The following is a 26,663-nucleotide window of genomic DNA, read 5'->3' on the forward strand; positions in this document are numbered from 1 at the left end:
CACCATGCCAGAAGCCGCCAGAGTCGGTGATATCATCGGTCATTCAAAATCGATGTGGGGAATGCTCATCGGTACGGTATTAGGGGCGGCTATTGCCATAGGAGGCGCAGTCATCTCTGGTGCCTTGATGGGGATTGGCATTGGAACAAGTTGTGTTGGTATCGGTTTTTTTGCTATTGGAGCTTCAGTAGCAATTGGGTATGGCACAGCTAAGCTAGCGGAATGGGCACGGGATAAATGTGTTGAAACGGGATCTAAATCCTTAAGCCCCTGCGGGGAAATCAAAACCGGCTCTCACAATGTACGAATTAACGGTAAGGCCGCCGCCATTTCCACTCGCAGTGACGTCAAGTGCGATAAGGAAAATAGTCTGCGTCAAATGGCACAAGGCTCTGACTCGGTGTATATCAATGGATTCCCTGCTTCTCGGGTCGGTGATAAAACCACCTGTGATGCCACGGTGATGGAAGGCTCCCCCAATGTCCGGATTGGTGGGGGGACACAAGCCACTGAAGATATAGAGCCTGAAATTCCGTCTTGGGTCACTACGGCCTCTGATTTAACCATGTTATTTGCGGGATTTTTAAGCTTTGGTGGAGGAGTGGCGAAAGGCCCCAGCGCGGTGGCAAAGCTGTGGAGCAAATTACCAGGCAGCGCCAAAATTAGCCGTTTCTTCTGTCGTTATGGAACGATACTTACAGCGATGAGCATGGCAATCCCCGCAATCGGCATACTCACTCGCCCTGTGGAGGTGATTGGTGGGCAGAAAGTATTAAACGGTGAGGATGAGCTGGATTTTACCTATGAGTCTGAATTACCGCTTCACTGGCAACGCAACTATTTAAGCAGTTATTGTTATGAGGGTGTATTGGGTCGAGGCTGGAGTTTCTTTTGGGAAACCCAATTGATTAAAACCGAAGACGGCTTTGTTTGGCAAAACCTGTCGGGTGACATCCTTCCGTTTCCAGACATCCCACTAGGGTATCGTAGCTTTTGTGAGGCTGCCCAAGGCTGGATGATCCACAATGACGATGACAGTTGGACGTTTCAGGATGCAGGTGAACTGCGTTATCATTACCCCCCTTTTGATACCGAAGGTCGCAGCCGCTTAAGCCACGTCATAGATAATGTCGGTAATGAGCAACGTTTCCACTACAACGAACAGCATCAACTCATTCACATTACCGGTTGCGGTGACCTGAATATCGTTTGTGAATACCAATCCTTTCCGTTTGAAGAAAAAACGGTATCACGTCTCACAGCCGTGTATCAGGTAAACGCCAATCAAGCTCGTCGCCGTCAATGTGCTTATTTTTATAACGAACACGCCCAACTGGTACGTGTCGAACAGCACACAGACCACCCTTACCGCCAATTTGGTTGGACAGATGCTGGCATCATGGCGTGGCATACGGATAAATATGGTTTACGCAGCGAGTACCGTTGGGAACTCTCCGACGATAACCTGTGGCGTGTGATTGAAAACACAACCAGCGAAGGGGAAAGCTACCGACTGGAATACGATGATATCCATCTCACACGCACCGCTTATTGGCATGATGGCTCTACCTCATTTTGGCAACTCAATGATAACTATCAAATCATTCAGTACACTGACCGAACAAGCATCAAAACCGAACTCTTGTGGGATGAGTTTGGGCTACCTTGCGGTTGTCGCAACGCCGAAGGACATACGCAAACCAGTGAATGGGATGAGTTAGGACGATTACTCAGTTTAACCGATGGTAATGGCAACCAAACCCGCTGGCAATACCAAAATGAACGTGACCGCCTTATTGCTGTCTTTTGGCCTGATGGCACTGAATCACGTTTAGAGTATGACCGTTTTGGACGGTTAATCAAAGAAATCTCTCCACTGGAGCAAACGACCGAATACCGCTATGACTTTAAAACTACACTGCGCCCCACCGTCCGCATTGATGCCAAACAGGGGCGCAGCGAGTTCCTCTGGACAAAACGCGGACAATTACTGCGTCATACCGACTGCTCTGACAAGCAGCACTACTGGCATTATGATGATGAAGGTCGTTTGGTTTCTCACACTAACGCCTTACATGAAGCCACAGAGTACCACTACGATAATGCAGGACACATCACGCGCATTGTGTTGCCGGATAATTCTACCGTTCAATTGGCCTGGAATGCCGCGGGGCTCCTCACCCATCACCAACGCAATGATAATACCCCGCGTCAGTGGCAATACAACGCCTTCGGTCGCGTCACAACGGAAATCGATAAACTCGCTCGGCATATCCATTACCATTACAATGCTGAGGGGGCATTAATTTCAATTGAAAACGCCAATGGCGGACGCTACCTACTTAACCGTGATGCCGAAGGCCGGCTCGTCGAGGAAATCCGACCGGATGATACGCTGCTGCAATATCGCTATAACAGTTTCGGACGTTTAGCCGAGGAAACTCGTTTAGGCGACCGTATGTTCCCTTCCCCCACTCGCACGGTGTTGTTACAGTATGACCCCGCCGGTAACCTTGCTAAACGGGAAACATTAACTGATAGCTATCAGTACCAGTGGGATAGCCTAAACCGCTTATTGGTGGCGTCGAGGCAACCGAATCAACTCGGCCTTGAAATGGGCTTGCAGGCTAACCAAGTTCACTTTACCTATGATGCCCTTGGGCGTATTACCCGTGAGCAAACGGGCGATGATATCGTCGAATTTGCTTACGATGAACTCAATAATCTGAGCTGTCTGACGTTACCTCAAGGTGACAGCCTAAACTGGCTCTATTACGGTTCAGGGCATGCCACTGCCATCAATCACCTTGTCGACGGCACCCCGCACTTAATCACCGAATTTGAACGCGATGACCTACACCGTGAAATCAGCCGTACCCAAGGTGCTCTAACCCAATATCGACAGTACGATAAGCTGGGACGGACGATAAGTACCTTCAGCTCACGCAATAAACCGCATCCACTCAATGGCATTGCCTCATCACGAAAATGGTTCTATGACGAACAAGATAACCTTGGCGCGATGGAAGACCATTATCGGGGTTGGGTGGAATACCTGTATGACTCTGAGCAGCGACTGAAAAAAATCTCCAGTGGCGAAAACATGGATGCCATGCTGTTCTATGACCGTGCGGATAATCTGTTAGAGCGTCCTCAATCAGAAATCGAGGCTCAAACGCCATCAATGCCTGCCCTAAGCCCACAAGGGGATAGGCTACTTCAATTTCAAGGCTGGCAATATCGCCATGATGCCTATGGTAACGTGATTTCACGCGGGCACCCTAACCAAGCCAAACAAACTTATCAGTATGATGGGGATAACCGTTTAGTTATCGCCCAAACCAGCGACATGAAAGCCCAATATCACTACGATGCACTGGGTCGTCGCATTCATAAAGTGGTTGAGTCACGGGCGCATGGCAAACCAACACGACACGAAACCCATTTTGTCTGGCAAGGACTACGGTTACTGCAAGAGCAGGATATCAATACCAGTAAACACCAAACCTATTGCTACGAAGAACACGGCAGCTATACCCCCCTCGCCGTTATCGTGAAGCAACCCAGTGGATACCACTATTACTGGCACCACTGCGACATTAACAGCGCCCCACTTGATGTCACCAACGAACAAGGCAATACGGTGTGGTCAGGGAAATATGAACGCTTTGGCTTTGTTCGCAGTAGCCCATTGAGTTTCTACTCCGACCCAGAACGCAAGATGGAGTCCTTCGAGCAAAATCTACGCTATGCTGGACAATATTTTGACAATGAAACCGGATTACATTTTAATACCTTTAGATTCTACGACCCACAAATAGGCCGTTTTATCATGCCTGACCCGATTGGGTTATTGGGTGGGATGAATTTGTATCAGTATGCGCCGAATCCGCTGATGTGGGTAGATCCGCTAGGTCTAGATCGCTTCCTTGAGATCGTAGGTGATGCAGCTACAACAACAGGAAAAAAATTCCAAGGGGCTGAGATTTATAAGATAACTAGTAAAGTTAAAGTTGGGGATGTGACCTTTAAAAAAGGTGATTATTTCTATTTAGATAATCTTCATAAAGATCACTACGAAACTTTTTCATCGTTGGATAAGTCTAAGGGAGTATTTAATTTGGATGGTTCTTATAATGAAAAGAAATCAATTAAAGCCGCAAAAAGAAAAGGTCCGGGATGCTAACATGAAAGCTAATTTAAAACATAATATATTAAAAAACAAAGATGACTTGATCGAGGGAACTTTTTGCTACTCTTTATTTGAGAATGCTTTCTTTGATGAAGTATTATTAATTGATCTAATAAAAAATGCTAAGTTATTTTTTAAAGAAAATAATCAAGATAAAGATATTTCAAATCTACTGACATGGATCGTTAATGGCGTTGATCAGTGCTTTGTATCTAATAATGATAAAGATGACTATTATTCAATTGAAAATTACTCTTCAGATTTAGAGATAAAATGGAAAAATGTGTGGCGAACTGAAATTAATGAGATAATTAGTAACAGTAATAATTGTTAATATTCGCTAATATGTAGTAACTCAGATTTGACCTGACAGTTACCGGTTATTCATACAGGTGTCTGTCAGATTCTATCAGTGTTAAATGTTGTGCTTTAATAAATGTGAACACTTTAACTATAGAACATTGAAAGAATATATAGATACTATCTTCCATGATAGTTCTGCAACAGCAATTATTGAGTCTTATTGAGGCGATAGAATAAGAGGTTTTTACTTTGTAGTAAAATCCTTAAGTTCAAATTCCACAAAAAACGACTGTATCACTACGATGCACAGGGTCATCACATTCATAACGTGGTTGAATCACGGACACATAGCAATCCAACACGACAGGAAATTCATTGGTTAAAGCAGGAAAGATAGCAATCAAAACAAATTTTGGCTGCTCGGCTCAATGCGGTATAGGAGCTGTCGGGGCAATGGATGGTAATCCCCCCGTTTTTAACCGAGGTTATAAGTAGAATCAGGTCATTCGTTGTAGATGTTGCATTGGGGTATAGCCATTCAACGCCATGTTCGGCCGTTCGTGATTATAAAACCATTGCCACCGTGTAGCATAGTCTTGTAATTCATCCAGTGATGAAAACAAGTATTGCCCTAACCACTCATAGCGGACTGTCCGATGATAACGCTCAATGTAAGCATTTTGCTGCGGATTACCTGGCTGGATAAAGTTTATTTTGATATCTTGCAGATTAGCCCATGATATCAATATATTACTGGTGTATTCTGGCCCATTATCACAGCGTATGCAAACCGGTTTTCCTTTCCACTCAATAAGTTGCTCTAGTACTCTTACAACCCGACTCGCCGGCAGGGAAAAATCCACTTCAATAGCTAATGCTTCACGATTAAAATCATCGATGATATTCAATAAACGGACTGAGCGCCCATCCGACAGTTGATCATGCATAAAGTCCATTGACCAACATTCATTGCTCGTTTCGGGTACCGTCAGTGGCTCGGGCTTATCCCGTTTTAGGCGTTTCTTCAGCTTTATTCGCATGTTCAGTGACAACGCACAATAAATTCGGTAAACCCTTTTGTGGTTAAATCTTAAGTTTTTTACGTTTCGAAGGTATAAAAAGCACAAGCCAAATCCCCAGTTGCGCTGGCTATCAGTGATGCGTATCAGCCAGTCAGCTATTGCTTCATTTTCTTTACTCAGTTTAGCTTGATAACGATAGCAACTTTCGCTCACTACAAATAACTGGCAGGCAAAACGTACGCTGATATTCCGTATTTTGACAGCTTCTTGCGCCATCCGCTTTCGATGCGATGGCTTCACCACTTTTTTGCCATAGCTTCCTGAATGATCTCAGCTTTCAACCTTTCTTCTGCATACATTTTTTTGAGGCGGCGATTTTCCTCTTCCAGTTCTTTCAAGCGGGTCATCATGGAAGCATCCATCCCACCAAAGCGTGAGCGCCACTTATAAAAACTGGCGTTGCTCATACCATGTTCGCGGCACAGTTCAGAAACAGGCGTTCCCGCCTCAGCTTGCTTAAGGATGGTGATAATTTGGCTATCGGTAAAACGTGCTTTTTTCATAGAGATCTCCTCAGTTCAGATTACAAGAAAATTCTACTTATTAATACACCGATTTTTCGGGGGGATTACCATTTAAGCTTTCATGAGTTCGATTTTGGTTATAATCTTGCTGCCAAAACCACGCTAATTCTCTAACTTGGCTTAACGATTCAAATAAATACGCATTTAAAAATTCACGACGGAACGAACCATTAAAACGTTCGATAAAGCCATTTTGTTGTGGCTTTCCTAGTTGAATATGGCATAGCGAAATTTGGTTATCTTCACAATAATTCAATAAGTTAACTGAGAACAGCTCAGGCCCATTATCGACTCGGAGTTGCTTTGGTAACCCCCTTTCGATTTTTAAACGTTCAAGCACTCTGATAACACGTTCTGCCGGTAATGACGTATCAACCTCAATCGCTAAACATTCACGTGTTCCTTCATCAAGAATATTGAGTGTTCTGAAGCGTTTACCACAGTACAAACTGTCGTGTACAAAATCCAAAGCCCATTGAATATTCGGGACTTTTTCTATCACTAATGGTCTTTTTTCACGCTTCGGAAGCACCTTTTTAACCCGTCGTTTCAAGTTCAATCCTAATCGACAATAAACGCGATAAACTCGTTTATGATTAAAAGAATAGCCTTGAAATCGCAGCCGAAAATAGCATTTCCAAAATCCTGATTGTGGTGATTTCGCTAACACAGATTGTATGGCATCGATCACCACTTGGTCTTTTTTACGCCAATCTAACGGTTGACGGTAAAAAGTAGCTCGGGGCAATGAAGTTAGTTTGCAAGCCTTAATGACTGATAAACCTGCCTCTTTTAATGATTGTGCACAGGACTTCTTTTCAGTCACTACCAACCCTTTTTTGCAAAAAGCTCCTTCATCGCATGATTTTCAAGGCTGACTTCCGCAAAGAGCTTTTTCAGTTTCGCATTTTCCTCCTCAAGCTCTTTTAATCGTTTAACATCATTAGCTTCCATGCCACCATATTTTGATTTCCAATTAATGGGATGGACTACCTCCTCCCTCTGAGGTTAACTGAATAAAATATACTCAGCAGGAGCATTATCATGAATGTTATCTATCTCGGTATTGATCTGGCTAAAAATGTTTTTCAGCTTTGTGGATTAAATCAGGCGGGTAAACCGGTTTATAAAAAACGCACTGATCGTAAAACGTTACTACAGACTATCGCGAATATTCCGGCCTGCCTGATTGGTGTGGAAGCCTCCACGGGAGCATTTTACTGGCAGCGTGAGTTCGAAAAACTGGGACATAAGGTAAAAGTGATCAGTCCCCAGTATGTAAAACCCTTTGTCCGCGGGCAAAAAAATGACGGTAATGATGCACAGGCTATCGCAATTGCTCTGATGCAGCCAACAATGCAGTTCGTACCACCCAAAAGCCCTGAACAGCAGGATATTCAGGCTCTGCACCGTGCAAGACAGCGTATTGTTAATCACCGCACTGCGACAGTTTGTCAAATCCGGGGACTGCTGCTTGATCGGGGAATAACAATCGGCTCGGCAGTCTCAAGAGTTCGTCGTGCTGTTCCGCTTATTCTTGAAGATGCTGAAAATGGTCTTAGCGTTAGAATGCGCAGGACGATTGCAGAACTTTATGATCTCTTTAACGATCTTGGTCGTCGCATAGGCTTTTTTGATAAAGAAATTGATGCTGTGTTCAGGCAATCAGAAGCCTGCCAGCGCATTGCCAAAGTTAAAGGCATTGGCCCTAAAACAGCAACAGCTGTTGTTGCCGCGATAGGCAAAGGAACTGAATTTAAAAATGGTCGTCACTTTGCCGCATGGCTTGGTCTGGTTCCACGACAGCACTCGAGTGGTGACAGGCAGGTACTGATGAATATGACGAAAAAAGGCGACAAGCATTTGCGAACCTTATTTATTCATGGAGCCAGGGCAGTCGTTAGAGTGGCTGCAAATAATAATGAGGGTTATTTAAATCAATGGGTTAATCAGCTAAAAGAGCGACGAGGATTTAACAAAACGACCGTTGCAGTCGCCAATAAAAATGCCAGAATTATTTGGTCAATTCTTCACAATGAAACCGAGTACAGACTGGCAGTGTAATAGCATACCTTTAAAAGTTGCAAAGTATTGAAAAATGGTCACAGGTTAAACCTGCACGATCGGAACCTGATTATTATATTGGCCTTCGTGGCCGTCCAGTTGTTGAGGCGATTGTGTGCGGATTACCCATTTGGGCACAGATATTTCTGATGCCGGATAGATGTAAGCAACAACCTAAAACCTGATTCAGTACTTGCAAAACGGAGGTAGTCCATAGATATAATAGGTGGCGTTACTAATCCCATTTTGGCGGCAAATATCGTCCACTTTCATACCAGAATCAGCAAGTTTTAAAATATTAACGATCTGAGTTTCAGTAAAACGGGCTTTTTTCATTATGACCTCTGCAATTTTTAGGACAGAAAATCTAATTATCGCTGTCTTATTTTAAGGGAAGTGGACAGCATGCAATATATAATGAAATGATGAAGTCAAAACTAGATGCTTTGGAGAGAGTTGCAAATAAAGAAAAATGGGATTATCGACGAATACAAAGTGAAGTATTGAACCTACAGCATGAGGCTCGTAAAGGATTCAAAACAGGAAAACTTACATGTGCTTGATTACGAGGATAAGGGCATGAATATCTATACTATTAGTAGTAGCTTCTCATTGGGAAATGGAGTTATTGACTTCTCAGACCCAAAGTCAAGATTATCAAGCTTTTTCATTTGGAATGAAGGGGATGATAAGTTTCTCTCATATTCACTACCAAAAGGTAAAGTACAAAGTACTATGCGGAGTGATAAACTGATGGTTTCAGATTATTTTCCTGCCAATATCGGAGTCCCAGTTTTTTCACAGAGAGCGGTATCTATATTTGAGCGTAGAATTGCATCTGAAATGTCCTTCTATAAATGTACTGTGGAAAATGCTAGTGAAACGATGTCTTTATGTAAGGTAAACAATTACCTTCCAATTATTGACGAGGAAAGAATAACGTTTAGGGAACTTATTGATGGCACTAAACTAATCGATATTCCTGCCTATAAATGTGATAAAGATTTCTTTATAGCGAGAGATAGTGTCTTTTGTGAGCAAATGATTGTCTCTCAACTATTTGTCGATTTATGTAATGAAGAAGGGTTGAATATTGAATTTTCACAATGTTAATGAAGTGTCTGGTTTCTAATGGAAAATATTTTTGGGATGGTCTAATAAAACTGTAGAGATTTATAGCTTATAATTAAGCAAAATCGTATAGGTATAAATATAACCCGAAAAGTAAAAGTGACCTTTAGTGCAAAGCAAAAACTGGAATATGCAAAACTCATGGTTGAAGGGGGATATAGCAATATTCAAGTTGAACAAATATCTGGGGCGGGCAAATCTGCTGTGTCGCGATGGAAGCAACAATACCTTGCTGAGTTAAATTGGGAAGGAGCAGAAAAACAGACTTTGAATGTCACACCTAAAAAACAAACACCAACAACTTCAAAAAAATGCTAAGATAAAATTATGGATAATATATATACTTTTAAAGCCTCCATTGTTAATTGCTATACCGAGAATGACGTTGTTGTTATTGGCGTAGGAGATGACCCTACAAGCCCACAAAATTATCTGATCTTATCAAGATTTGATGATGGGGAGGTTGATGATTCAATTGGCATTCAAACTAGTCTTTCAGAAAGAGAGTATTCTAATGCTATTGATAAAATCACATTAGAAAAAAATACCCTAAAAATTGAAATAAAAACTGACAAAATAAAGCAGGGTTAGCGAAATTATCTTCGAAATACTCTAGACCGATTGCAAACTCATAGGCTGCCGACAGTTCACGCAATACATTACCTGCTTGAACCTTAGCGCCTCGTCCATCAATTTCACGCACAAGCTCAATCACATTTTTTCGGGTTACTTCATGAGCCATAAGCTCACCTAAAACACGAACAACATCGGCTTCAAGCATGCGACGAACTTCTATTTGCCCTTTCTTCTTTCTTGAGCCAGAAATAATTTTACCGTCTTTGCCTTTACGATCTTCGATATGATCAACTAAATAAAGCTCAACAAGTTCTTTTACTGTTAACTGTGTTTTTTGCGGCTGGAGTTGTTTTTGTTTTTTATATTGTTTTTCTTCTTTTAGCTCAGTGACAGGGCATCGGCCTAATTGACGTAACTGTTTAAACTCTTGCAACTTAACGCTAGTCTCAATCAATGCTATTTGAGGAAAATTACCGACTTTTAGCTGTACAAGTTTACCTATAACTGGGCTACTATATCGGTAGAAAACGGTCTTACTGGCTGTTATGCCACAAAAAACACGTAAACCAGAGCTTTCGCAGGATTCAGAACTATTTTTACACTTAAGTTTATCGCTGCGATACTGTGTTAAGAATGGTTTTACTGATGATTTTTGGCTCATAAGTGTTACCCTAATTAACGCTTATTATAAAAGTATTCAATGTGTTTAGACTAAAGTGCAGATTGGTGCATTTACAATGCTCATTGGGTTTTAGCCCCATAAACAGCCTACATTTTAACCTACACTCAATCATGGGATTCTGTGACATTCTCTACAATAAAATGGAGTCTAATGAGACAGCCAACGGACACAGGATTAAATAAATTCAACAGATTAGACAAACAAGCTTATGACTGATAACCAAAATTTTGAATCCCACACACCAATGATGCAGCAGTATTTAAAACTAAAAGCACAACATCCTGACATATTGCTGTTCTATCGTATGGGGGATTTTTACGAGCTTTTCTTTGATGATGCCAAAAAAGCGTCTCAATTATTAGATATTTCGCTCACCAAACGAGGGCAAACGGCGGGTCAGCCTATTCCAATGGCGGGTGTACCACACCATGCGGCCGAAAACTATTTAGCAAAATTGGTGCAACTGGGTGAATCTGTCGCGATATGCGAACAAATTGGTGATCCCGCAACGAGTAAAGGTCCTGTTGAGCGTAAAGTCGTACGTATTGTTACACCGGGTACAATCACCGATGAAGCATTACTGAATGAGCGGCAAGACAATCTATTGGCCTCAGTCTGGCAAGAGCCTCAAGGCTATGGCTTTGCAACCTTAGATATCACGTCGGGGCGCTTTATCATCAGTGAATTCGATGACGAAGAGTCTCTACAAGCAGAGCTACAACGTACTCGCCCTGCTGAATTACTCTATCCTGAAGACTTTGCGAGTATGGCGTTAATCGAAAACTGTAAAGGCCTACGTCGTCGGCCTCTATGGGAATTCGAGCTAGAAACAGCAAAACAGCAGCTTGGCCTACAATTTGGCACAAAAGACTTAATTGGGTTTGGGGTCGAAAATGCCTCGAGAGCGCTACGCGCTGCTGGCTGCCTTCTCCAATACGTCAAAGATACTCAACGTACGGCATTACCTCATATCCGTAGCATCATCATGGAAAAACAAACAGATAACGTTATTCTGGATGCTGCAACACGTCGTAATCTTGAGATCACGCAAAACTTATCTGGCGGCACAGATAATACTTTAGCGTCTATTTTGGATTTATGCGTTACCTCGATGGGAAGCCGCATGCTCAAGCGTTGGCTTCATACCCCATTGCGCCATGTACAAACACTAACGAATCGCCAACAAGCTATCGCCGCCTTACAAGAGTGTGGTTTCGAGCTATTACAGCCATTACTACGTCAAATTGGTGATTTAGAGCGTGTACTTGCCCGTTTAGCTTTACGCTCTGCTCGCCCTCGCGATTTAGCACGTATGCGCCACGCTTTTGAACAGTACCAAGAGATTCATCAAATCCTCAACCAATCTAACAGCGAATATCTGCAAAACTTGCAAAAACGTATTAACCAGTTTGATGAGCTACAGGATTTACTGCAACGTGCGATTATTGATGCACCGCCTGTATTGGTGCGTGACGGTGGCGTTATCGCTCCGGGTTATAATAGCGAACTCGATGAATGGCGAGCACTTGCCGATGGAGCTACAGACTATCTTGATAGACTAGAAATTCGCGAAAAAGAGAAGCTGGGCATTGATACCCTTAAAGTGGGCTACAATGCGGTACACGGCTATTTTATTCAGGTCAGTCGCGGTCAGAGTCATTTAGTTCCTATTCATTATGTACGTCGTCAAACGCTGAAAAATGCGGAACGTTACATTATTCCTGAACTAAAAGAGTACGAAGACAAAGTCTTAACCTCAAAAAGTAAAGCGTTAGCTATCGAAAAAGCACTCTATGATGAGCTTTTCGATATGCTATTGCCACATTTGGCAGACTTGCAAATCAGTGCGGAGGCTCTTGCAGAGCTCGATGTGCTCAATAACTTAGCTGAGCGTGCTGAAACACTTGGCTATGCTTGCCCACAACTCACAGATAAACCAGGGATCCACATTACTGAAGGACGCCACCCTGTGGTCGAGCAAGTCCTGAGTGAACCATTTATTTCTAATCCGCTTTCACTTTCCCCACAACGTCGCCTACTTATCATTACAGGCCCTAATATGGGGGGTAAAAGTACCTATATGCGCCAAACTGCATTGATAACACTACTTGCCTATATTGGTAGTTTCGTACCTGCAACAAAAGCGGTCATTGGACCTGTTGATCGTATTTTTACCCGTGTTGGCGCATCCGATGACTTAGCCTCCGGGCGTTCAACCTTCATGGTTGAAATGACTGAAACGGCTAATATTTTACACAATGCAACAGAGCAAAGTTTAGTCCTAATGGATGAAATTGGTCGAGGCACTTCAACCTATGATGGTTTGTCACTTGCTTGGGCTTGTGCTGAAAACTTAGTTAACCGAATCAAGTCCATGACTTTATTTGCCACACATTACTTTGAATTAACAACCTTACCTGAAAAATTAGAAGGCGCGGTCAATATTCACCTTGATGCAATGGAGCACGGCGATACCATCGCCTTTATGCACAATGTTCAAGAAGGAGCAGCAAGTAAAAGTTATGGCCTTGCGGTAGCCTCTCTAGCAGGCGTCCCTAAAGATGTTATTAAGCGTGCCAAACAAAAGCTCAAAGAGTTAGAAATTATTTCAAATAATACCAACGCGAGCCATGTTGATAGCGCACAACTCAGCTTCTTAGTGCCAGAAGAGCCATCCCCTGTTCTTAGCGCTCTTGAAAGTATCGACCCTGATAAGTTAACGCCAAGGCAAGCGTTAGATTGGTTATATCGTTTAAAGGAAATGGATAAGTAGTATGCAAGACCACGCTGAACTTCTAGCGCCTATCAGGCAGTTTTTACGCTGTGAAACGCCTGATAGTTGGGTTAAAAAAGCCAGTGAACCAGAAAGCCTCCCTATACTCTTAAAAGATCATCTATTATGTGAGCTAAAGGCGGCGCAAAGTGCGATGTTTTTGATCCGTAAATATGCGGTTGATAAAGAGAGTGCGGCAACATTGCTTGCTTGGTTTAAGCCTTATGAAGACTTTGCCTACGATCGTATTGGTGATATTCATACGCTAAAGAATAAAAACCAAATATCAAAACAGATCTTGGCGAAAAAGCAGTCACCCTATAGCCAAGATTTAATTGATAAAATGGTACTCTTGATTAAAGAAGAGCTGCACCATTTTTATCAAGTGCTGGAAATTATGCATCAGCGAAATATTGCTTATGATGGTATAACGGCAAGTCGATACGCTAAAGGGCTATTCAGTCATATGAGTGGTCATGAACCACAAACATTGGTCGATAAACTGATTATTGGTGCTTATATTGAAGCTCGATCATGTGAACGTTTCGCGAAATTGGCTCCTTTTCTAGACGATGATTTGGCGAGCTTTTATGTCTCATTACTGCGCTCAGAAGCGAGACACTATCAAGATTACCTACAGTTAGCGCAATCAATCAGTAAAACAGATATTAGCGAGCGTGTTGAGATGTTCGGTCTCGTTGAAGCCGAACTTATCACCTCAGTAGACCACGATTTTAAATTTCATAGTGGCGTTCCTGTGTGACGGTAAGCTAAAGTCTATGATGAGAAACTCGACCATTTATTATCATTAACGAAAAAAGCCCTCAATCAAATATTGAGGGCTTTCGTTATGTATTCACAAAGATATTTACATATTAAATAAGGCTTCTAAGGAAAGCTCCTCTCCTTGTAAAATATCTTTTAACCGCCTTAGCCCTTCCACTTGTATCTGCCGCACCCTTTCTCTTGTTAACCCAATTTCTCGGCCAACTTCTTCTAGTGTCTCAGCTTCATAGCCTAATAGCCCAAAACGCCGAGCAAGGACTTCTCGCTGCTTTGGATTCAATTCAAATAACCACTTCACAATATTCTCTTTTAAGTTGTTATCTTGAATTGTATGCTCTGGGCCTGATTCATTCTCATCAGAGAGAACTTCAAGTAAAGATTTCTCTGAATCGCCAGCAATAGGCGTATCGACTGATGTAATACGTTCATTTAAACGCAACATACGGCTGACATCTTCTACTGGTTTATCAAGCTGTTCAGCGATTTCCTCAGCGCTAGGCTCGTGGTCGAGTTTTTGCGCTAATTCGCGGGCAGTTCTAAGGTAAATATTGAGCTCTTTGACGATATGAATTGGGAGGCGGATGGTTCTAGTTTGATTCATGATGGCACGTTCAATCGTTTGACGGATCCACCATGTCGCATACGTTGAGAAGCGGAACCCCTTTTCAGGATCAAACTTTTCAACAGCGCGAATTAACCCTAGATTACCTTCCTCAATAAGATCTAATAATGCTAATCCCCGATTATTATAACGTCGAGAGATCTTAACAACTAACCGAAGATTACTTTCAATCATGCGCTGACGTGAAGCAACATCTCCACGTAGCGCTCTCCTCGCGTAGAAGACTTCTTCTTCGGCAGTTAGGAGCGGAGAGAATCCAATTTCACTGAGATAAATTTGAGTGGCATCCAGAACACGCTGATTCGTGTTCTGGAGTAAATCCATTTCATCATCTAGTTCAGTAACCAGATCCTCTTCTTTGAACTGACTCTCATCAAAAGCATCATCCATCATGCTATCGTCGAGGTCATTGTATAACTCGTTAGCTTTCAGCGAACTTTGGCTCATCAGTGACTCCTACCCTTGATAATGAGGGCAGAATGTCATTGCACTCTGCCCAGTTTATCGCTGCGGTAAGTAGCGCAGCGGGTTTACTGATTTTCCCTTGTAACGAATTTCAAAATGTAATCTAACCGAACTCGTTCCGGTACTACCCATCGTGGCTATTTTCTGACCCGCGGCAACATCCTGCTGGTCACGCACAAGTAACGTATCGTTATGTGCATAAGCACTCAAGTAGTCATCGTTATGTTTTATTATTATAAGATTTCCATATCCGCGTAGTGCATTTCCTGCATAAACCACTTTACCTGGAGCAGAAGCAAGTACAGGTTGACCTCGTGAACCGGCAATATCAATGCCTTTATTTCCACCTTGAGCATCAGAGAAACCTTCTATTGTTTTCCCTTCCGCTGGCCAACGCCATTTTATCGATGAGCTATTTGTACTGCTTGCTGTCGTCGTAGAGGCGGTAGAAGCTGCCGTCGTTGTTGTTGCCGTAGAAGTTTGCGTTGCAGGCTTCTTATTATTAGGCAACATCTTACCTGAATTTTGACCGCTTCCATTTGCAGGATACGCATTAGTTGTTCGAAGATCAACCGGTTGCTGATTACTATTTGATGAATTTGAGGCCAATTGCCCGTTTGAGTTCACATTTCCGTTACCAATATTGATCACTTGCCCAACATTTAGGCTATAAGGCTCTGCAATATTGTTTTTAGCTGCTAACTCACGGAAATCATTACCAGTTATATAAGCAATATAGAATAGTGTATCACCGCGTTGTACGGTGTAAGTACTGCCACTGTAGCTACCTTTAGGGATGCTACCATAGTCGCGGTTATAGATAATACGCCCTTGCCCATCCATATTGACTGGGGCAGAGGTACGAATAGATGATGAAGAATTCGAAGACAAATTAGGTCGAGAAGAAGGCATCGCTGTACTTGTACCACCAGTAGGTGCCGTTCTTTGAACAGTTTGTTGACTTGATTGACTCGTCTGACCGTCATTTACGCTAGAAATAGGCGCTGCTGTATGGTACGGAGTTGAACATCCAGCCAATAATGCCCCGCTAAATGAAAAGATCACCGCCCATCGAATTCTGCTTATTGGGCTAACAATTTTCATGCTTCTTCTCCCGTGAAGAAAAATCTGACATAGCAAATAAATTTGTGTCAGTAAAACATTAGAGCCTGTTAGCTCTCGTCACTAAAAGTATTTTGCTTATTAAAGCAGAAATATAAAATATTGAACAAGCCAAATATATCAAAAATATAACAATTTGAGATTATGACTTAATGGAAAATACAACATTCTTAACTTTAAGCTGTTAAAGTGCCCTATTTTACCAAATATGACTATAAGCAAAAATTACGCTAAGTCACCCGCTACTAGCGGAACAAAACGTACTTTTTCGACCACATTAGCATGATAATCATTCCCTCTGCGCGTAATTAGCTTCAGCGCTTGATCTTTATCCCCCACAGGCAGAACCAAACGCCCACCTTCTTTTAATTGCTGTAGTAACCGAGGCGGAATTTCACTGGGTGCCGCCGTCACGATAATTGCATCAAAAGGCCCTTTAGATTGCCAGCCTTCCCAGCCATCACCATGACGAGTGGAGATATTGTGTAAATCAAGCTGCTTAAAACGACGTTTTGCCGTCCATTGCAAACTTTTTACCCTTTCAACAGAAAAAACATGTTTTGCAAGGTGCGCTAAAACAGCGGTTTGATAACCTGACCCTGTACCGATTTCTAATACATGATCATCTGGCTTAATCGCCAGTAATGCAGTCATTTTTGCAACAATATAAGGTTGAGAGATAGTTTGCCCATAACCGATAGGTAATGGAATATTATCATAAGCCTTATGCGATAGGGCTTCGTCAACAAAGCGTTCACGAGGAACCTGTGACAAAGCATCTAACAGACGCTCATCGTGAATTCCCTGTTGGCGTAGTTGTGCCAAAAGTTCTTTCATGAGGCCTGTTCTCATTTTACTTTCACTCCCGATTTTTCTAACCACTCTTCAACTAATGAATGTGCTTTATACGCTGTTAAGTCAACTTGTAATGGGGTAATTGAAACATAACCTTGTGATACGGCTTCAAAATCAGTACCCGGCCCAGCATCACGGATCTCCCCTACAGGCCCTAGCCAATACAACATATTACCTTTAGGATCTTCAAGGTTGTAGACTTCTGAAGCAGCATGACGGCTACCACAGCGAGTGACTTTGATCCCTTTAACATCCTCATAAGGGATATCAGGAACGTTAATGTTTAGTATGTTACCTGCCCGTAAAGGGTTTTTATGTAATAAAGCGAGAATATCACAGGTTATTTTTGCAGCAGTTTCAAAATGGGTATCTCCATCCAATGAGACCGCAATTGAAGGTAACCCTAAGTGCCTCCCTTCCATCGCCGCAGCAACTGTCCCTGAATAGATCACATCATCACCTAAATTAGGCCCACAGTTAATTCCTGACACAACAATATCCGGTCGTGGCCTAACGACTTTATTCACACCAATGTAAACACAATCTGTTGGCGTACCTTCTTGTACAGAAAAGTCACCATTAGCAAGAGTTTGGATCCTTAAAGGCCTATCTAACGTTAATGCGTTCGATGCCCCACTACGGTTGCGATCAGGCGCAATCACTTGCACCTGATAATATTGACGTAAAGCGGCCGCCAATGTCTGGATCCCCGGTGCAGTCACACCATCGTCGTTACTCAATAATATCTTTAACATCGGCACTATCCTGATTAATGATTTCTCGCACCACGCTTGTTGCAAAGCTTCCTGAATTAAGGAAAAAATTGAGTTTTAATGTAGTCTGGTCAATCCATTGCCATTGAAAATTTTGCGGTTTCACAATCATCGCTCTTCGTGTCGATGAGACGCGTTCGTTTTTCATCAGTGTCATCAAAGAGTGATAGCTTTCTAAGCTGTTGGTTTCAAAAACTAGTGCATCCTCTTGCGTACCTAATTCGCCATCACCGGGCAAAGGCGCAGTGATACTCAATTCGCCAGAAGCAACACGCGCTTGCAAGGTAGGCAACTCTTCTGCCGTTGCAACAAACCAACTTCCACGCCCTGTTAGTTGTAGCGCATCACCAAGTAATACTTGGTTTATGGTTTGGTTTTCAATCCGTTCACTTGCAACATGGTTAAACATAGCACTACGTGCGGCAGATAAATAGAAACTACGCTTATTACGTTCACGAACCGTAATTTCTTGGTTCGCCCAACGTAATGCTTGGGTTAGGTTTTGCCCATCACGGCCAAATCTTTGTTCCCCAAAATAATTCGGAATGCCTTGTTCTGCAACTTTCTGTAAACGAGCCTCAACATCCTCAGGTACTGAAATATCCCGGATCGTCAATTCAAACTGGTTGCCTTTCAATGTTCCAATACGTAACTTGCGTTTTTGTCTCGTTGTCGCGATGACTCTACAACCATCAAGCTGCCATAATGAAAAATCAGGCGTTTCTTTACCTGGCATTTGTAAACAAAACCACTGTTCAGTCACTGCATTACGGTCTTTTAAACCCGCATAGCTCACTGAACGAGCTGAAATTTTTGCAAATTTAGCTAACTGTTCAGCCACAAATAATGTGTTGCAACCTGTTTTTTCAACGCGAACCATAACATGTTCGCCTTCGCCGTCCAGTTCGAAGCCAAGATCTTCTTTGACAATAAAATCTTCTGGCTGACTTTTTAGCTTACCTGTTGAGAGAGGTTTACCATGCAGGTACTGTACATTCATGAGTTTCATTACCATTATCTTTCACTAACAGCACTACCGCCGCACATGCAATGCCCTCTTTACGCCCAACAAACCCCAATTGCTCAGTTGTTGTTGCTTTGACATTAATATCATCCATGTGACATTCAAGATCTTCAGCAATATTGACGCGCATTTGCGGGATATGTGGCAACATTTTTGGTGCTTGAGCCATAATAGTGACATCAATATTTCCAATGCTGTAGCCTTTTTCTCGAACATGGCAGTAAGCTTTTTTTAGCAATATGCGGCTATCTGCACCTTTGTATGCAGGGTCGGTATCAGGGAAGAGCTTACCAATATCACCAAGTGCTGCTGCACCTAAAATAGCATCTGTTACTGCGTGTAATACCACATCACCGTCAGAGTGTGCCAATAAACCGTGTTCATAAGGGATACGGACACCACCAATAATGATAGGACCATCACCGCCGAACTTATGCACATCAAAACCGTGCCCAATTCTCATTATTTATTCCTTTTATTTCATTCTAGAAAGATAAAATTCCGCCAGTGCCAGATCTTCTGGTCGAGTCACTTTCAGGTTATCAGAACGTCCTGAAACTAATACAGGTTGATAGCCGCAATATTCAAGTGCAGAGGCTTCATCTGTGATAACCGCATTCTCTTTCAAAGCTTTACTTAAGCAATCTCGCAATAACAACAAAGGGAAAAATTGTGGGGTCAATGCATGCCATAAGGCTTCCCGCTCCACTGTATGATCGATGAGATCAGAAGCTTTTCGGCTCCGTTTCATGGTATCCCTGACCGGAGCTGCCAAGATCCCTCCACAACAATTTTTTGTTGATAATTGAATAATTTTATTTAAATCGTCTTGATGCAAACAGGGGCGTGCCGCATCGTGCACTAATACCCACTTATTATGCATATTGCCGTCTTGGGCTAAAAAGTCTAACCCTGCTAATACCGAATCTGCTCGCTCTTTGCCACCTTCAACTGTCGTCACGCGTGAATCTTGCGCAATATCAAGCTTAGCAAAATAGTCGTCATCAGGACTCAACGCGATAACAACACTGGCAACATGAGGATTCAATAGCAATGCATTAATTGTATGCTCAATGATAGTTTTCCCTGCAACCTGCAAGTACTGTTTTGGGCAATCGGCCTTCATACGACTACCAATACCTGCCGCGGGAATTATCGCAACCACTTGCGAATCTCCCCCAATTATTGAGTTATTCATTATGTTGGATCTTACATTGAAATTAATGACCGATAGATATAACAGATTATAAAAGAGTTTATAACTTATTAATTTTTAGATTCTTTTTGGTTGTTACTCTCTTTTACCATTCTATAAAATGATTCACCAGGTTTGATCATTCCAAGCTCAGTACGGGCACGCTCTTCAATAGCATCTTGACCATCGTTCAAGTCATTAATTTCAGCAAATAGCTGCTCATTACGCACTTTTAAGCGAGAATTGATAATTTCTTGCGCCGCAACATCGTCTTTGACTCGGACGTAATCGTGAATGCCATTTTTCCCTAACCATAGAGAATATTGTGTCCAAGCCAATACGGCGATTAATAGAAGCGTTAATTTGCCCATTTTGCCCCCTGAAATGATTAGCTAATCATCCCATAACTGAGCTCATGACGCTACTATGAAGAAAGTAATGTCATAAAAGTAAGTAAAAATTACCGGTTAAATGGCTAAATTTTACTCAAATTAATGTTAACAATACGTCCTTTGTTTAATTTCTCATCCAGAATCAAATCTTATCTCTACGCCTATCATCAAACTATTACCTAACTGAGTAAAATTCACCAACGAAAACACGAGCCTTCATGCAAAATATTTTGCACTTATGTAACGCCACTATAGAAGACCAAGAACCCAAGTGGGTCTTATGTTCAGGAAAGCTAAGGGGAAATGACAGATGAACGCGAAGAGATGTTACTGAAAATCGCATCTATCCAGCAACATCATCTCATGAAGAATAGTTTAAATCTTAATCACTTGTTGATGAGTTAACAGATGAATAATCCTTGTCACCGAGTCGTTGATAGGCTGTAAACCATCAAGCCGTAACTCGGGTTTTAGCGGCTCTTGGTAAGGAGAATCGATCCCCGTAAACTGTTTAATTTTTCCTGCTCTGGCCTGTTTATAAAGCCCTTTAGGATCGCGCTGTTCACACACTTCTACGGGGGTTGCTACGTAAAGCTCAAAAAATTGATTTTCTTCAAATAGGTCACGAACACGCGCTCTATCTGCCTGATAAGGCGATATAAAAGCCGTTGCGACGATTAGGCCTGCATCGACCATCAATTTAGCTACTTCACCAATCCGGCGGATATTTTCTTGTCTATCCGCCTCGCTAAACCCTAAATCACCACATAAACCATGACGTACATTATCACCATCAAGCAGATAGGTTTTTATTCCCATCGCGGCTAAAGCTTGCTCAGTCGCTCCCGCTAATGTCGATTTACCTGATCCTGATAACCCTGTAAACCACAATACCGCGCCTTTATGCCCATTTGCCCTTTCTCTAGCTTGCCGAGTGACGGGATGATCGTGCCAAACAATATGATTATCCGTTAGCGCCATCATGTTTATTTTCCACCGAGTAAATCGCGCGCTCCCCAATGAGGGAAATGGCGTCGAATCAATTTATTGAGTTCGATTTCAAACTCGCTAAAGTTATCTTTTTGCTCAATAAACTGTCCGGTAACCTCACGTACTAAGCCGGCTCCCGCAGTAACATTCGTGAGCCTATCAATTAGGATCATGCCACCTGTATCAGCATTGTGTTGATAGTTATCTAATAATAGTGGCTCATCAAAAGAGAACTCCACCAGCCCAATACCATTAAGCGGCAGTTCAGTAGCGACCTTTTGTGTTAAGTTATTAACATCGACTTGATAGTGAATATTTTCAACTTTGGCGCGACTTCTTTTGCCCGCGATTTTGATATCCAACTGTTGCCCTTGAACAAGTGGCTGCTCCGACATCCAAACCACATCAATCAAGGCATGATGAGTGCTCTGCAACGTATCGTTTTCTGCAACAATTAAATCTCCACGGCTAATATCAATCTCATCTTCTAACACTAATGTGATTGCTTCCCCCGGAACAGCAAACTGCAAAGCACCATCGAATGTAATGATATCTTTAACTTTAGAGACTTGACCCGATGGTAATGCTTTAACAGATTGACCGATACTCACAATCCCTGAAGATAAGGTTCCACTATAGCCTCTAAAGTCCAAGTTTGGCCGATTCACATATTGGATCGGTAAGCGTAATGCCTGCTCTGAGGCTTTTTGCTGGACTTGAACATTTTCTAAAATGTATAGTAGTGTTTCACCTTGATACCATGGAATATTTTGGCTTTTGTTAACAATATTATCGCCATCAAGAGCAGAAATCGGTACAAACCAAACATTCAGATCAACAGGTAATTCGGTAGCAAATTTTTGGTAGTCTTGCTTAATTTTTTCGAAGACTGCTTCACTGTAATCCACTAAATCCATCTTATTAACTGCCACAATTAAGTGACGGATACCCAGCAGTGTACTAATAAAACTGTGACGTCGAGTTTGCTCTTGAACTCCTTTTCGAGCATCGATCAACAAAATAGACAGTGAGCAAGTTGAGGCGCCTGTCGCCATGTTACGCGTATATTGTTCATGGCCCGGCGTATCCGCAATAATAAATTTGCGCTTTTGGGTCGAAAAATAGCGGTAAGCGACATCAATCGTAATACCTTGTTCACGCTCCGCAGCAAGGCCATCCACCAGCAATGCTAAATCTAATTTTTCTCCTTGTGTGCCTATACGCTTACTGTCATTTTGCAACACAGAAAGTTGATCTTCATAAATTTGTCGAGTGTCATGTAATAAGCGACCAATCAGGGTACTTTTACCATCATCAACATTGCCACAGGTTAGAAAGCGTAATAGCCCTTTGTGTTGCTGTGCTAATAAGTAGCCTTCAACTCCACCTTGTTGCTTAATTTGTTCCGCAATAATTTCGTTGTATGCTAAATCTGCCATAACGTTTCCCCTTAAAAATACCCTTGACGCTTCTTTTGCTCCATTGATGCAGCTTGGTCACTATCGATTAACCGACCTTGACGTTCACTCGTCGTGGATATCAGCATCTCTTCGATAATTTCAGGTAAGGTCTCTGCCTGTGATTCAACAGCCCCCGTTAATGGCCAGCACCCTAGCGTCCGAAAACGCACTTTTCGCTTCGCAATCACTTCACCCGCTTTTAAATCTATACGGTCATCATCTACCATCAATAGTGTGCCATCCCGCTCTAATACAGGGCGCTCTTTTGCAAAATAGAGAGGCACAATATCGATATTTTCTAAGTAGATATATTGCCAAATATCCAGTTCTGTCCAGTTGGATAGTGGGAAGACGCGAATGCTCTCACCTTTATTAATTTGCCCATTATAGTTATGCCATAATTCAGGGCGTTGGTTTTTAGGATCCCAACGGTGTGAACGGTCTCTGAAAGAGTATATTCTCTCTTTTGCGCGTGATTTTTCTTCATCACGCCTTGCCCCCCCAAATGCTGCATCGAAACCATATTTATCCAGCGCTTGTTTTAAACCTTCCGTTTTCATAATGTCTGTATGCTTTGCGCTACCATGTATAAAGGGATTGATACCAAGCGCCTCCCCTTCTGGATTCCGGTAAACTAGGAGTTCGAAACCATAGTTTTTCGCCGTTTTATCACGAAATTCATACATTTCACGAAATTTCCACCCTGTATCCACATGTAATAATGGAAATGGCAATTTACCTGGATAAAAAGCCTTACGCGCTAAATGCAACATAACGGATGAATCTTTGCCTATTGAATAAAGCATCACTGGATTTGCAAATTCAGCAGCCACTTCACGTAAAATATGAATACTTTCAGCTTCCAACTGCTGCAAATGGGTCAATCGTTTTTCATTCATGATGGCCTCCTTCTATTAAGCCAATTCCAGCACGGCTGAACGCCATCTGTTTTCCACGACTTGATGACCAAACCAAGCTAACTGTTGATGTAATGCGACGACTTCACCAATCACTAATAAAGCAGGCGAAGGCGCTTTTTGCGCAAGTGCTTCTAATTCATGCAACTGACCACTAAGCACTTGCTGGTTACTGCGTGTACCACAACCGATGACTGCCACAGGGGTTTCTGGGGAGCGCCCAAAATAAATCAATTGTTTACTAATGCTATCCGCCTTTACCGTTCCCATATAAATGGCTAAGGTTTGATGACCTCTAGCCAAAGCTGGCCAATCTAATTCATTCCCATCATTCTTACAGTGCCCTGTGATAAACGTGACACTTTGAGAATGTTCACGGTGCGTCAAAGGGATCCCCGCATACGCTGTCGCACCAATCGCTGCTGTAATACCGGGAACCACTTGAAAAGGAATACCTGCGGCGGCAGCCACTTCAAGCTCCTCGCCACCTCGACCAAAAATAAAGGGGTCGCCACCTTTTAAACGTACGACTTTTTTCCCCTGTTTCGCTAGTTTGACAATTAACGAATTGGTCTCTTCTTGGGGAACTGAATGACGATGAGCTCGCTTTCCAACACAAATTTTGTCTGCATCACGCCGTGCTAAATCAAGCACTTCCTCACTAACAAGGTTGTCGTATAAAACAACATCTGCATTTTGCAAAACTTGCAGACCTTTTAATGTTAATAGCCCTGCGTCTCCGGGGCCTGCGCCAACAAGGGTCAGCTCCCCGCTAGTATCTTGTTCATACAGTTGTTTCTCTAACTGCTGCTCTGCTTGTGAAAGTTGGCCTTTTTCAACCAATGAGGCAAAGTGACCATTAAAGCTTTTTTCCCAAAAACGTTTGCGCTCACGCATGCTGGTAATAGACTCTTTCACCTTTTCGCGCCAGCGCCCTGCTATCTCAGCCATCTGGCCTAGTGAATGTGGTAGCATCCCTTCCAGTTTTTCGCGTAATAAACGAGCAAGTACGGGAGCCGTTCCCCCCGATGAAATAGCAACAACGACAGGGTCTCTATCGATGATTGAAGGCACAATGAAAGAGCATAGCGGCTTTTCATCAACCACATTTACAAAGGTGTGTTGAGACTCCGCATCATGAAAAACTTTCTCATTCAATGAGGGATTATCAGTTGCAGCGATCACCAAATATGCCTTCTCAATATGTGCAGAGTGATACTCACCTTTAATCCACTCAAATGCATTTTGCTCATAAAGGCGCTGTAAGAGTGGGTTTAATGTCGGAGAAATGACGACAAGCGCGGCATTAGCTTTAAGCAATAGCTCTGCTTTGCGTGCTGCAACATCGCCGCCGCCAACTAGCACAGCTTTGCGGGATCGAAGATCCACAAATAACGGTAAATATTCCATCTTGCTCTTCCGGTGTTATATCACTTTTTTATGACAACCATTTAAATTGACTATATGGCGTGCAAGTTGGGTTATGAAATGCCAAAAATTCATTAGATGTAACGCAAAGGAATAAGTCAGCCTAATGAGTTATGAAGAAGAAATACTCATAATGGCATCAAAGCAAAACGCGATTTCACGACTAAGATAAGTATTGATCGCTTCTTTTCTACAGATGCCTTGAAAAAAATGAGTTAGACTAAGCACATAAATAGAAAATAAATATAAATGACTAAGCCTTTATAAGTATTTAGCTAATTAAGACAAAACATTATGATAAAAACGGATAAAAAGAAACTCACCATTAATGATATTGCAAAGCTATGTGGCGTAGGTAAATCAACAGTTTCAAGGGTGATTAATCAAGACCCAATGGTTAATGAAGAGACTCGGCAAAAAGTTAATCAAATAATTGAAAAATATCAATTTACTCCCTCAAAATCTGCCCGTGCAATGCGAGGCTATTCAAACCGCTCTTTCGGCATCATCATGACGCGTTTAGATTCTTACGCTGAAAACCAAGCAGTCAGTTCCATGCTACCTATTTTCTATCAAAATAATATCGACCCTATTATTTTAGAGAGTCAATTTAAACCGGAAAAAGTTGAGGAACATTTAAAAATGCTTGCTCGCCAAAAGGTTGATGGGATTGTCTTTTTTGCTTTTTCAGGCATTGATATCAATAAGCTCTCCAATTGGAAACAAAAAATGGTTGTTATTGCGCGACCATTAGAAGGTTTTGTCTCTATTTGTCACGATGATGAAAGTGCGGTTAAAAACCTTATGCACTATTTTCATAAACAAAAAAATTACCAACAAATAAGTTATATCGGGATCAATGTTCACGATGAAACAACGGGCCTACTTCGTTACCAATCTTATCTACACTATTGTCAGCAGCAAGGTTTAACCCCTCACGCACAATTAGGTGAACTTAATTACCAAAGTGGCTATATGCTTGCTAAAGAGATCTTAACCACATCACCACAAGCCATACTGTGCGCAACAGACTCATTAGCATTTGGTGTACAAAAATACTTATCCGAACAAAACATGAATCATATCGATGTGGCCTGTATTGGGCGAAATGATTTATTGGCCTTTTTATTTCCTCAAACCAAATTCTACCGTTTAGGCTTTAGAGAGAGTGGGAAAGAGGCTGCTAATATATTGATTAAAATGGCAAAAGAAGATGTTCCGCCACAAAAAATCATTATCTCCAGTGATAAATTAAATTAATAACTTAAGAAAATAATTATTATTACTTGTGATCATCGTCTAGTTAT

Annotated in this window: 22 protein-coding genes and 3 pseudogenes; 9 read left to right on the forward strand and 16 right to left on the reverse strand. The window is 42.1% G+C overall.

What is annotated here, in order from left to right:
* The first annotated feature begins 4 nt into the window (after positions 1 to 4).
* Entirely contained in the window at positions 5 to 4,186 is a 4,182-nt protein-coding gene (locus tag M1E93_RS04110; protein ID WP_426207136.1) for an RHS repeat-associated core domain-containing protein, read from the forward strand.
* A 1-nt stretch (position 4,187) separates the two neighbouring features.
* The gene (locus M1E93_RS04115) at positions 4,188 to 4,526 is read left to right on the forward strand and encodes a hypothetical protein (RefSeq protein ID WP_053110402.1); all 339 of its coding nucleotides are present in this window, start codon (positions 4,188 to 4,190) and stop codon (positions 4,524 to 4,526) included.
* 466 nt (positions 4,527 to 4,992) lie between these two features.
* Here M1E93_RS04115 and M1E93_RS04120 read toward each other — a convergent pair.
* Positions 4,993 to 6,080, reverse strand: a protein-coding gene (locus M1E93_RS04120; RefSeq protein WP_426207137.1) for an IS3 family transposase whose coding sequence is annotated in 2 segments (ribosomal slippage) — positions 4,993 to 5,828 and positions 5,828 to 6,080 — 1,089 coding nt in all. Because the reading frame shifts where the segments join, the coding sequence is not laid out codon by codon here.
* 40 nt (positions 6,081 to 6,120) lie between these two features.
* Positions 6,121 to 7,079: pseudogene (locus M1E93_RS04125) on the reverse strand (IS3 family transposase); the annotation flags it as partial.
* Between the two features lie 66 nt (positions 7,080 to 7,145).
* Here M1E93_RS04125 and M1E93_RS04130 point away from each other — a divergent pair.
* Positions 7,146 to 8,165: an IS110 family transposase gene (locus tag M1E93_RS04130; RefSeq protein ID WP_040132571.1), complete on the forward strand. Its 1,020-nt coding sequence runs from the start codon at positions 7,146 to 7,148 to the stop codon at positions 8,163 to 8,165.
* 219 nt (positions 8,166 to 8,384) lie between these two features.
* Here M1E93_RS04130 and M1E93_RS04135 read toward each other — a convergent pair.
* Positions 8,385 to 8,501 (reverse strand): annotated as a pseudogene (locus M1E93_RS04135) (transposase); the annotation flags it as partial.
* Positions 8,502 to 8,744: 243 nt separating this feature from the next.
* Between M1E93_RS04135 and M1E93_RS04140 the strand changes: the two are divergent.
* The 3 genes and pseudogenes from M1E93_RS04140 to M1E93_RS04150 all read left to right on the forward strand — a co-directional run bounded on the left by M1E93_RS04140 (position 8,745) and on the right by M1E93_RS04150 (position 9,887).
* Positions 8,745 to 9,278 carry a hypothetical protein gene (locus M1E93_RS04140; RefSeq protein ID WP_104873613.1) on the forward strand — a complete coding sequence of 178 codons (534 nt, stop codon included), beginning with the start codon at positions 8,745 to 8,747 and terminating at the stop codon, positions 9,276 to 9,278.
* 99 nt (positions 9,279 to 9,377) lie between these two features.
* A pseudogene (locus M1E93_RS04145) lies at positions 9,378 to 9,554 on the forward strand (IS3-like element ISSde8 family transposase); the annotation flags it as partial.
* A gap of 69 nt (positions 9,555 to 9,623) precedes the next feature.
* Positions 9,624 to 9,887: a hypothetical protein gene (locus M1E93_RS04150; RefSeq protein WP_392504966.1), complete on the forward strand. Its 264-nt coding sequence runs from the start codon at positions 9,624 to 9,626 to the stop codon at positions 9,885 to 9,887.
* Here the strand turns inward: M1E93_RS04150 and M1E93_RS04155 are convergent.
* A complete protein-coding gene (locus M1E93_RS04155) occupies positions 9,826 to 10,533 on the reverse strand; it encodes a DUF4102 domain-containing protein (RefSeq protein ID WP_392504967.1) in 708 nt (235 codons plus the stop codon). The genes M1E93_RS04150 and M1E93_RS04155 overlap by 62 nt on opposite strands.
* 229 nt (positions 10,534 to 10,762) lie before the next feature.
* Here M1E93_RS04155 and mutS point away from each other — a divergent pair, with 229 nt between their 5' ends.
* Together mutS and miaE are read left to right on the forward strand one after the other, a co-directional pair.
* The gene (mutS, locus tag M1E93_RS04160) at positions 10,763 to 13,327 is read left to right on the forward strand and encodes a DNA mismatch repair protein MutS (RefSeq protein ID WP_392504968.1); all 2,565 of its coding nucleotides are present in this window, start codon (positions 10,763 to 10,765) and stop codon (positions 13,325 to 13,327) included.
* A 1-nt stretch (position 13,328) separates the two neighbouring features.
* On the forward strand, positions 13,329 to 14,090 hold the full coding sequence (gene miaE, locus M1E93_RS04165) for a tRNA isopentenyl-2-thiomethyl-A-37 hydroxylase MiaE (RefSeq protein ID WP_004922898.1): 762 nt from the start codon (positions 13,329 to 13,331) through the stop codon (positions 14,088 to 14,090).
* Between the two features lie 105 nt (positions 14,091 to 14,195).
* Here miaE and rpoS read toward each other — a convergent pair whose 3' ends face one another.
* From rpoS to cysG, 12 genes are all read right to left on the reverse strand, one after another.
* Positions 14,196 to 15,182 carry an RNA polymerase sigma factor RpoS gene (rpoS, locus tag M1E93_RS04170; protein WP_004922901.1) on the reverse strand — a complete coding sequence of 329 codons (987 nt, stop codon included), beginning with the start codon at positions 15,180 to 15,182 and terminating at the stop codon, positions 14,196 to 14,198.
* 54 nt (positions 15,183 to 15,236) lie between these two features.
* Complete coding sequence (gene nlpD / locus M1E93_RS04175) at positions 15,237 to 16,304, reverse strand: murein hydrolase activator NlpD (protein WP_014656629.1); 1,068 nt, start codon at positions 16,302 to 16,304, stop codon at positions 15,237 to 15,239.
* A gap of 243 nt (positions 16,305 to 16,547) precedes the next feature.
* Complete coding sequence (locus M1E93_RS04180; RefSeq protein ID WP_318576372.1) at positions 16,548 to 17,174, reverse strand: protein-L-isoaspartate(D-aspartate) O-methyltransferase; 627 nt, start codon at positions 17,172 to 17,174, stop codon at positions 16,548 to 16,550.
* Positions 17,171 to 17,932 (reverse strand): 5'/3'-nucleotidase SurE, encoded by a 762-nt coding sequence (gene surE / locus M1E93_RS04185; protein ID WP_004922907.1) that lies wholly within the window; start codon positions 17,930 to 17,932, stop codon positions 17,171 to 17,173. The genes M1E93_RS04180 and surE overlap by 4 nt, the downstream gene beginning before the upstream one ends.
* The gene (gene truD / locus M1E93_RS04190; RefSeq protein WP_014656630.1) at positions 17,910 to 18,959 is read right to left on the reverse strand and encodes a tRNA pseudouridine(13) synthase TruD; all 1,050 of its coding nucleotides are present in this window, start codon (positions 18,957 to 18,959) and stop codon (positions 17,910 to 17,912) included. Before truD ends, surE begins: the two co-directional genes overlap by 23 nt.
* Positions 18,925 to 19,437 (reverse strand): 2-C-methyl-D-erythritol 2,4-cyclodiphosphate synthase, encoded by a 513-nt coding sequence (gene ispF / locus M1E93_RS04195; protein WP_004922911.1) that lies wholly within the window; start codon positions 19,435 to 19,437, stop codon positions 18,925 to 18,927. Before ispF ends, truD begins: the two co-directional genes overlap by 35 nt.
* Positions 19,438 to 19,449: 12 nt before the next feature.
* Positions 19,450 to 20,172 carry a 2-C-methyl-D-erythritol 4-phosphate cytidylyltransferase gene (gene ispD, locus M1E93_RS04200; RefSeq protein ID WP_318557757.1) on the reverse strand — a complete coding sequence of 241 codons (723 nt, stop codon included), beginning with the start codon at positions 20,170 to 20,172 and terminating at the stop codon, positions 19,450 to 19,452.
* Positions 20,173 to 20,240: 68 nt separating this feature from the next.
* Positions 20,241 to 20,540, reverse strand: coding sequence for a cell division protein FtsB (ftsB, locus tag M1E93_RS04205; protein WP_004922916.1), 300 nt, complete (start codon positions 20,538 to 20,540; stop codon positions 20,241 to 20,243).
* Between the two features lie 396 nt (positions 20,541 to 20,936).
* Complete coding sequence (cysC, locus tag M1E93_RS04210; RefSeq protein WP_392504983.1) at positions 20,937 to 21,542, reverse strand: adenylyl-sulfate kinase; 606 nt, start codon at positions 21,540 to 21,542, stop codon at positions 20,937 to 20,939.
* A 5-nt stretch (positions 21,543 to 21,547) separates the two neighbouring features.
* Positions 21,548 to 22,990 carry a sulfate adenylyltransferase subunit CysN gene (gene cysN, locus M1E93_RS04215; RefSeq protein ID WP_392504974.1) on the reverse strand — a complete coding sequence of 481 codons (1,443 nt, stop codon included), beginning with the start codon at positions 22,988 to 22,990 and terminating at the stop codon, positions 21,548 to 21,550.
* Positions 22,991 to 23,001: 11 nt separating this feature from the next.
* Positions 23,002 to 23,910, reverse strand: a complete 909-nt coding sequence (gene cysD / locus M1E93_RS04220) for a sulfate adenylyltransferase subunit CysD (RefSeq protein WP_004922922.1) — start codon at positions 23,908 to 23,910, stop codon at positions 23,002 to 23,004.
* 15 nt (positions 23,911 to 23,925) lie between these two features.
* Positions 23,926 to 25,338 carry a siroheme synthase CysG gene (gene cysG / locus M1E93_RS04225; protein ID WP_004922925.1) on the reverse strand — a complete coding sequence of 471 codons (1,413 nt, stop codon included), beginning with the start codon at positions 25,336 to 25,338 and terminating at the stop codon, positions 23,926 to 23,928.
* A gap of 312 nt (positions 25,339 to 25,650) precedes the next feature.
* Between cysG and treR the strand changes: the two genes are divergently transcribed.
* Positions 25,651 to 26,616, forward strand: coding sequence for a trehalose operon repressor TreR (treR, locus tag M1E93_RS04230; RefSeq protein WP_004922927.1), 966 nt, complete (start codon positions 25,651 to 25,653; stop codon positions 26,614 to 26,616).
* Positions 26,617 to 26,663 lie beyond the last annotated feature (47 nt).

It is taken from the genome of Providencia sp. PROV272 (assembly GCF_049901975.1).
Lineage (GTDB): Bacteria > Pseudomonadota > Gammaproteobacteria > Enterobacterales > Enterobacteriaceae > Providencia > Providencia stuartii.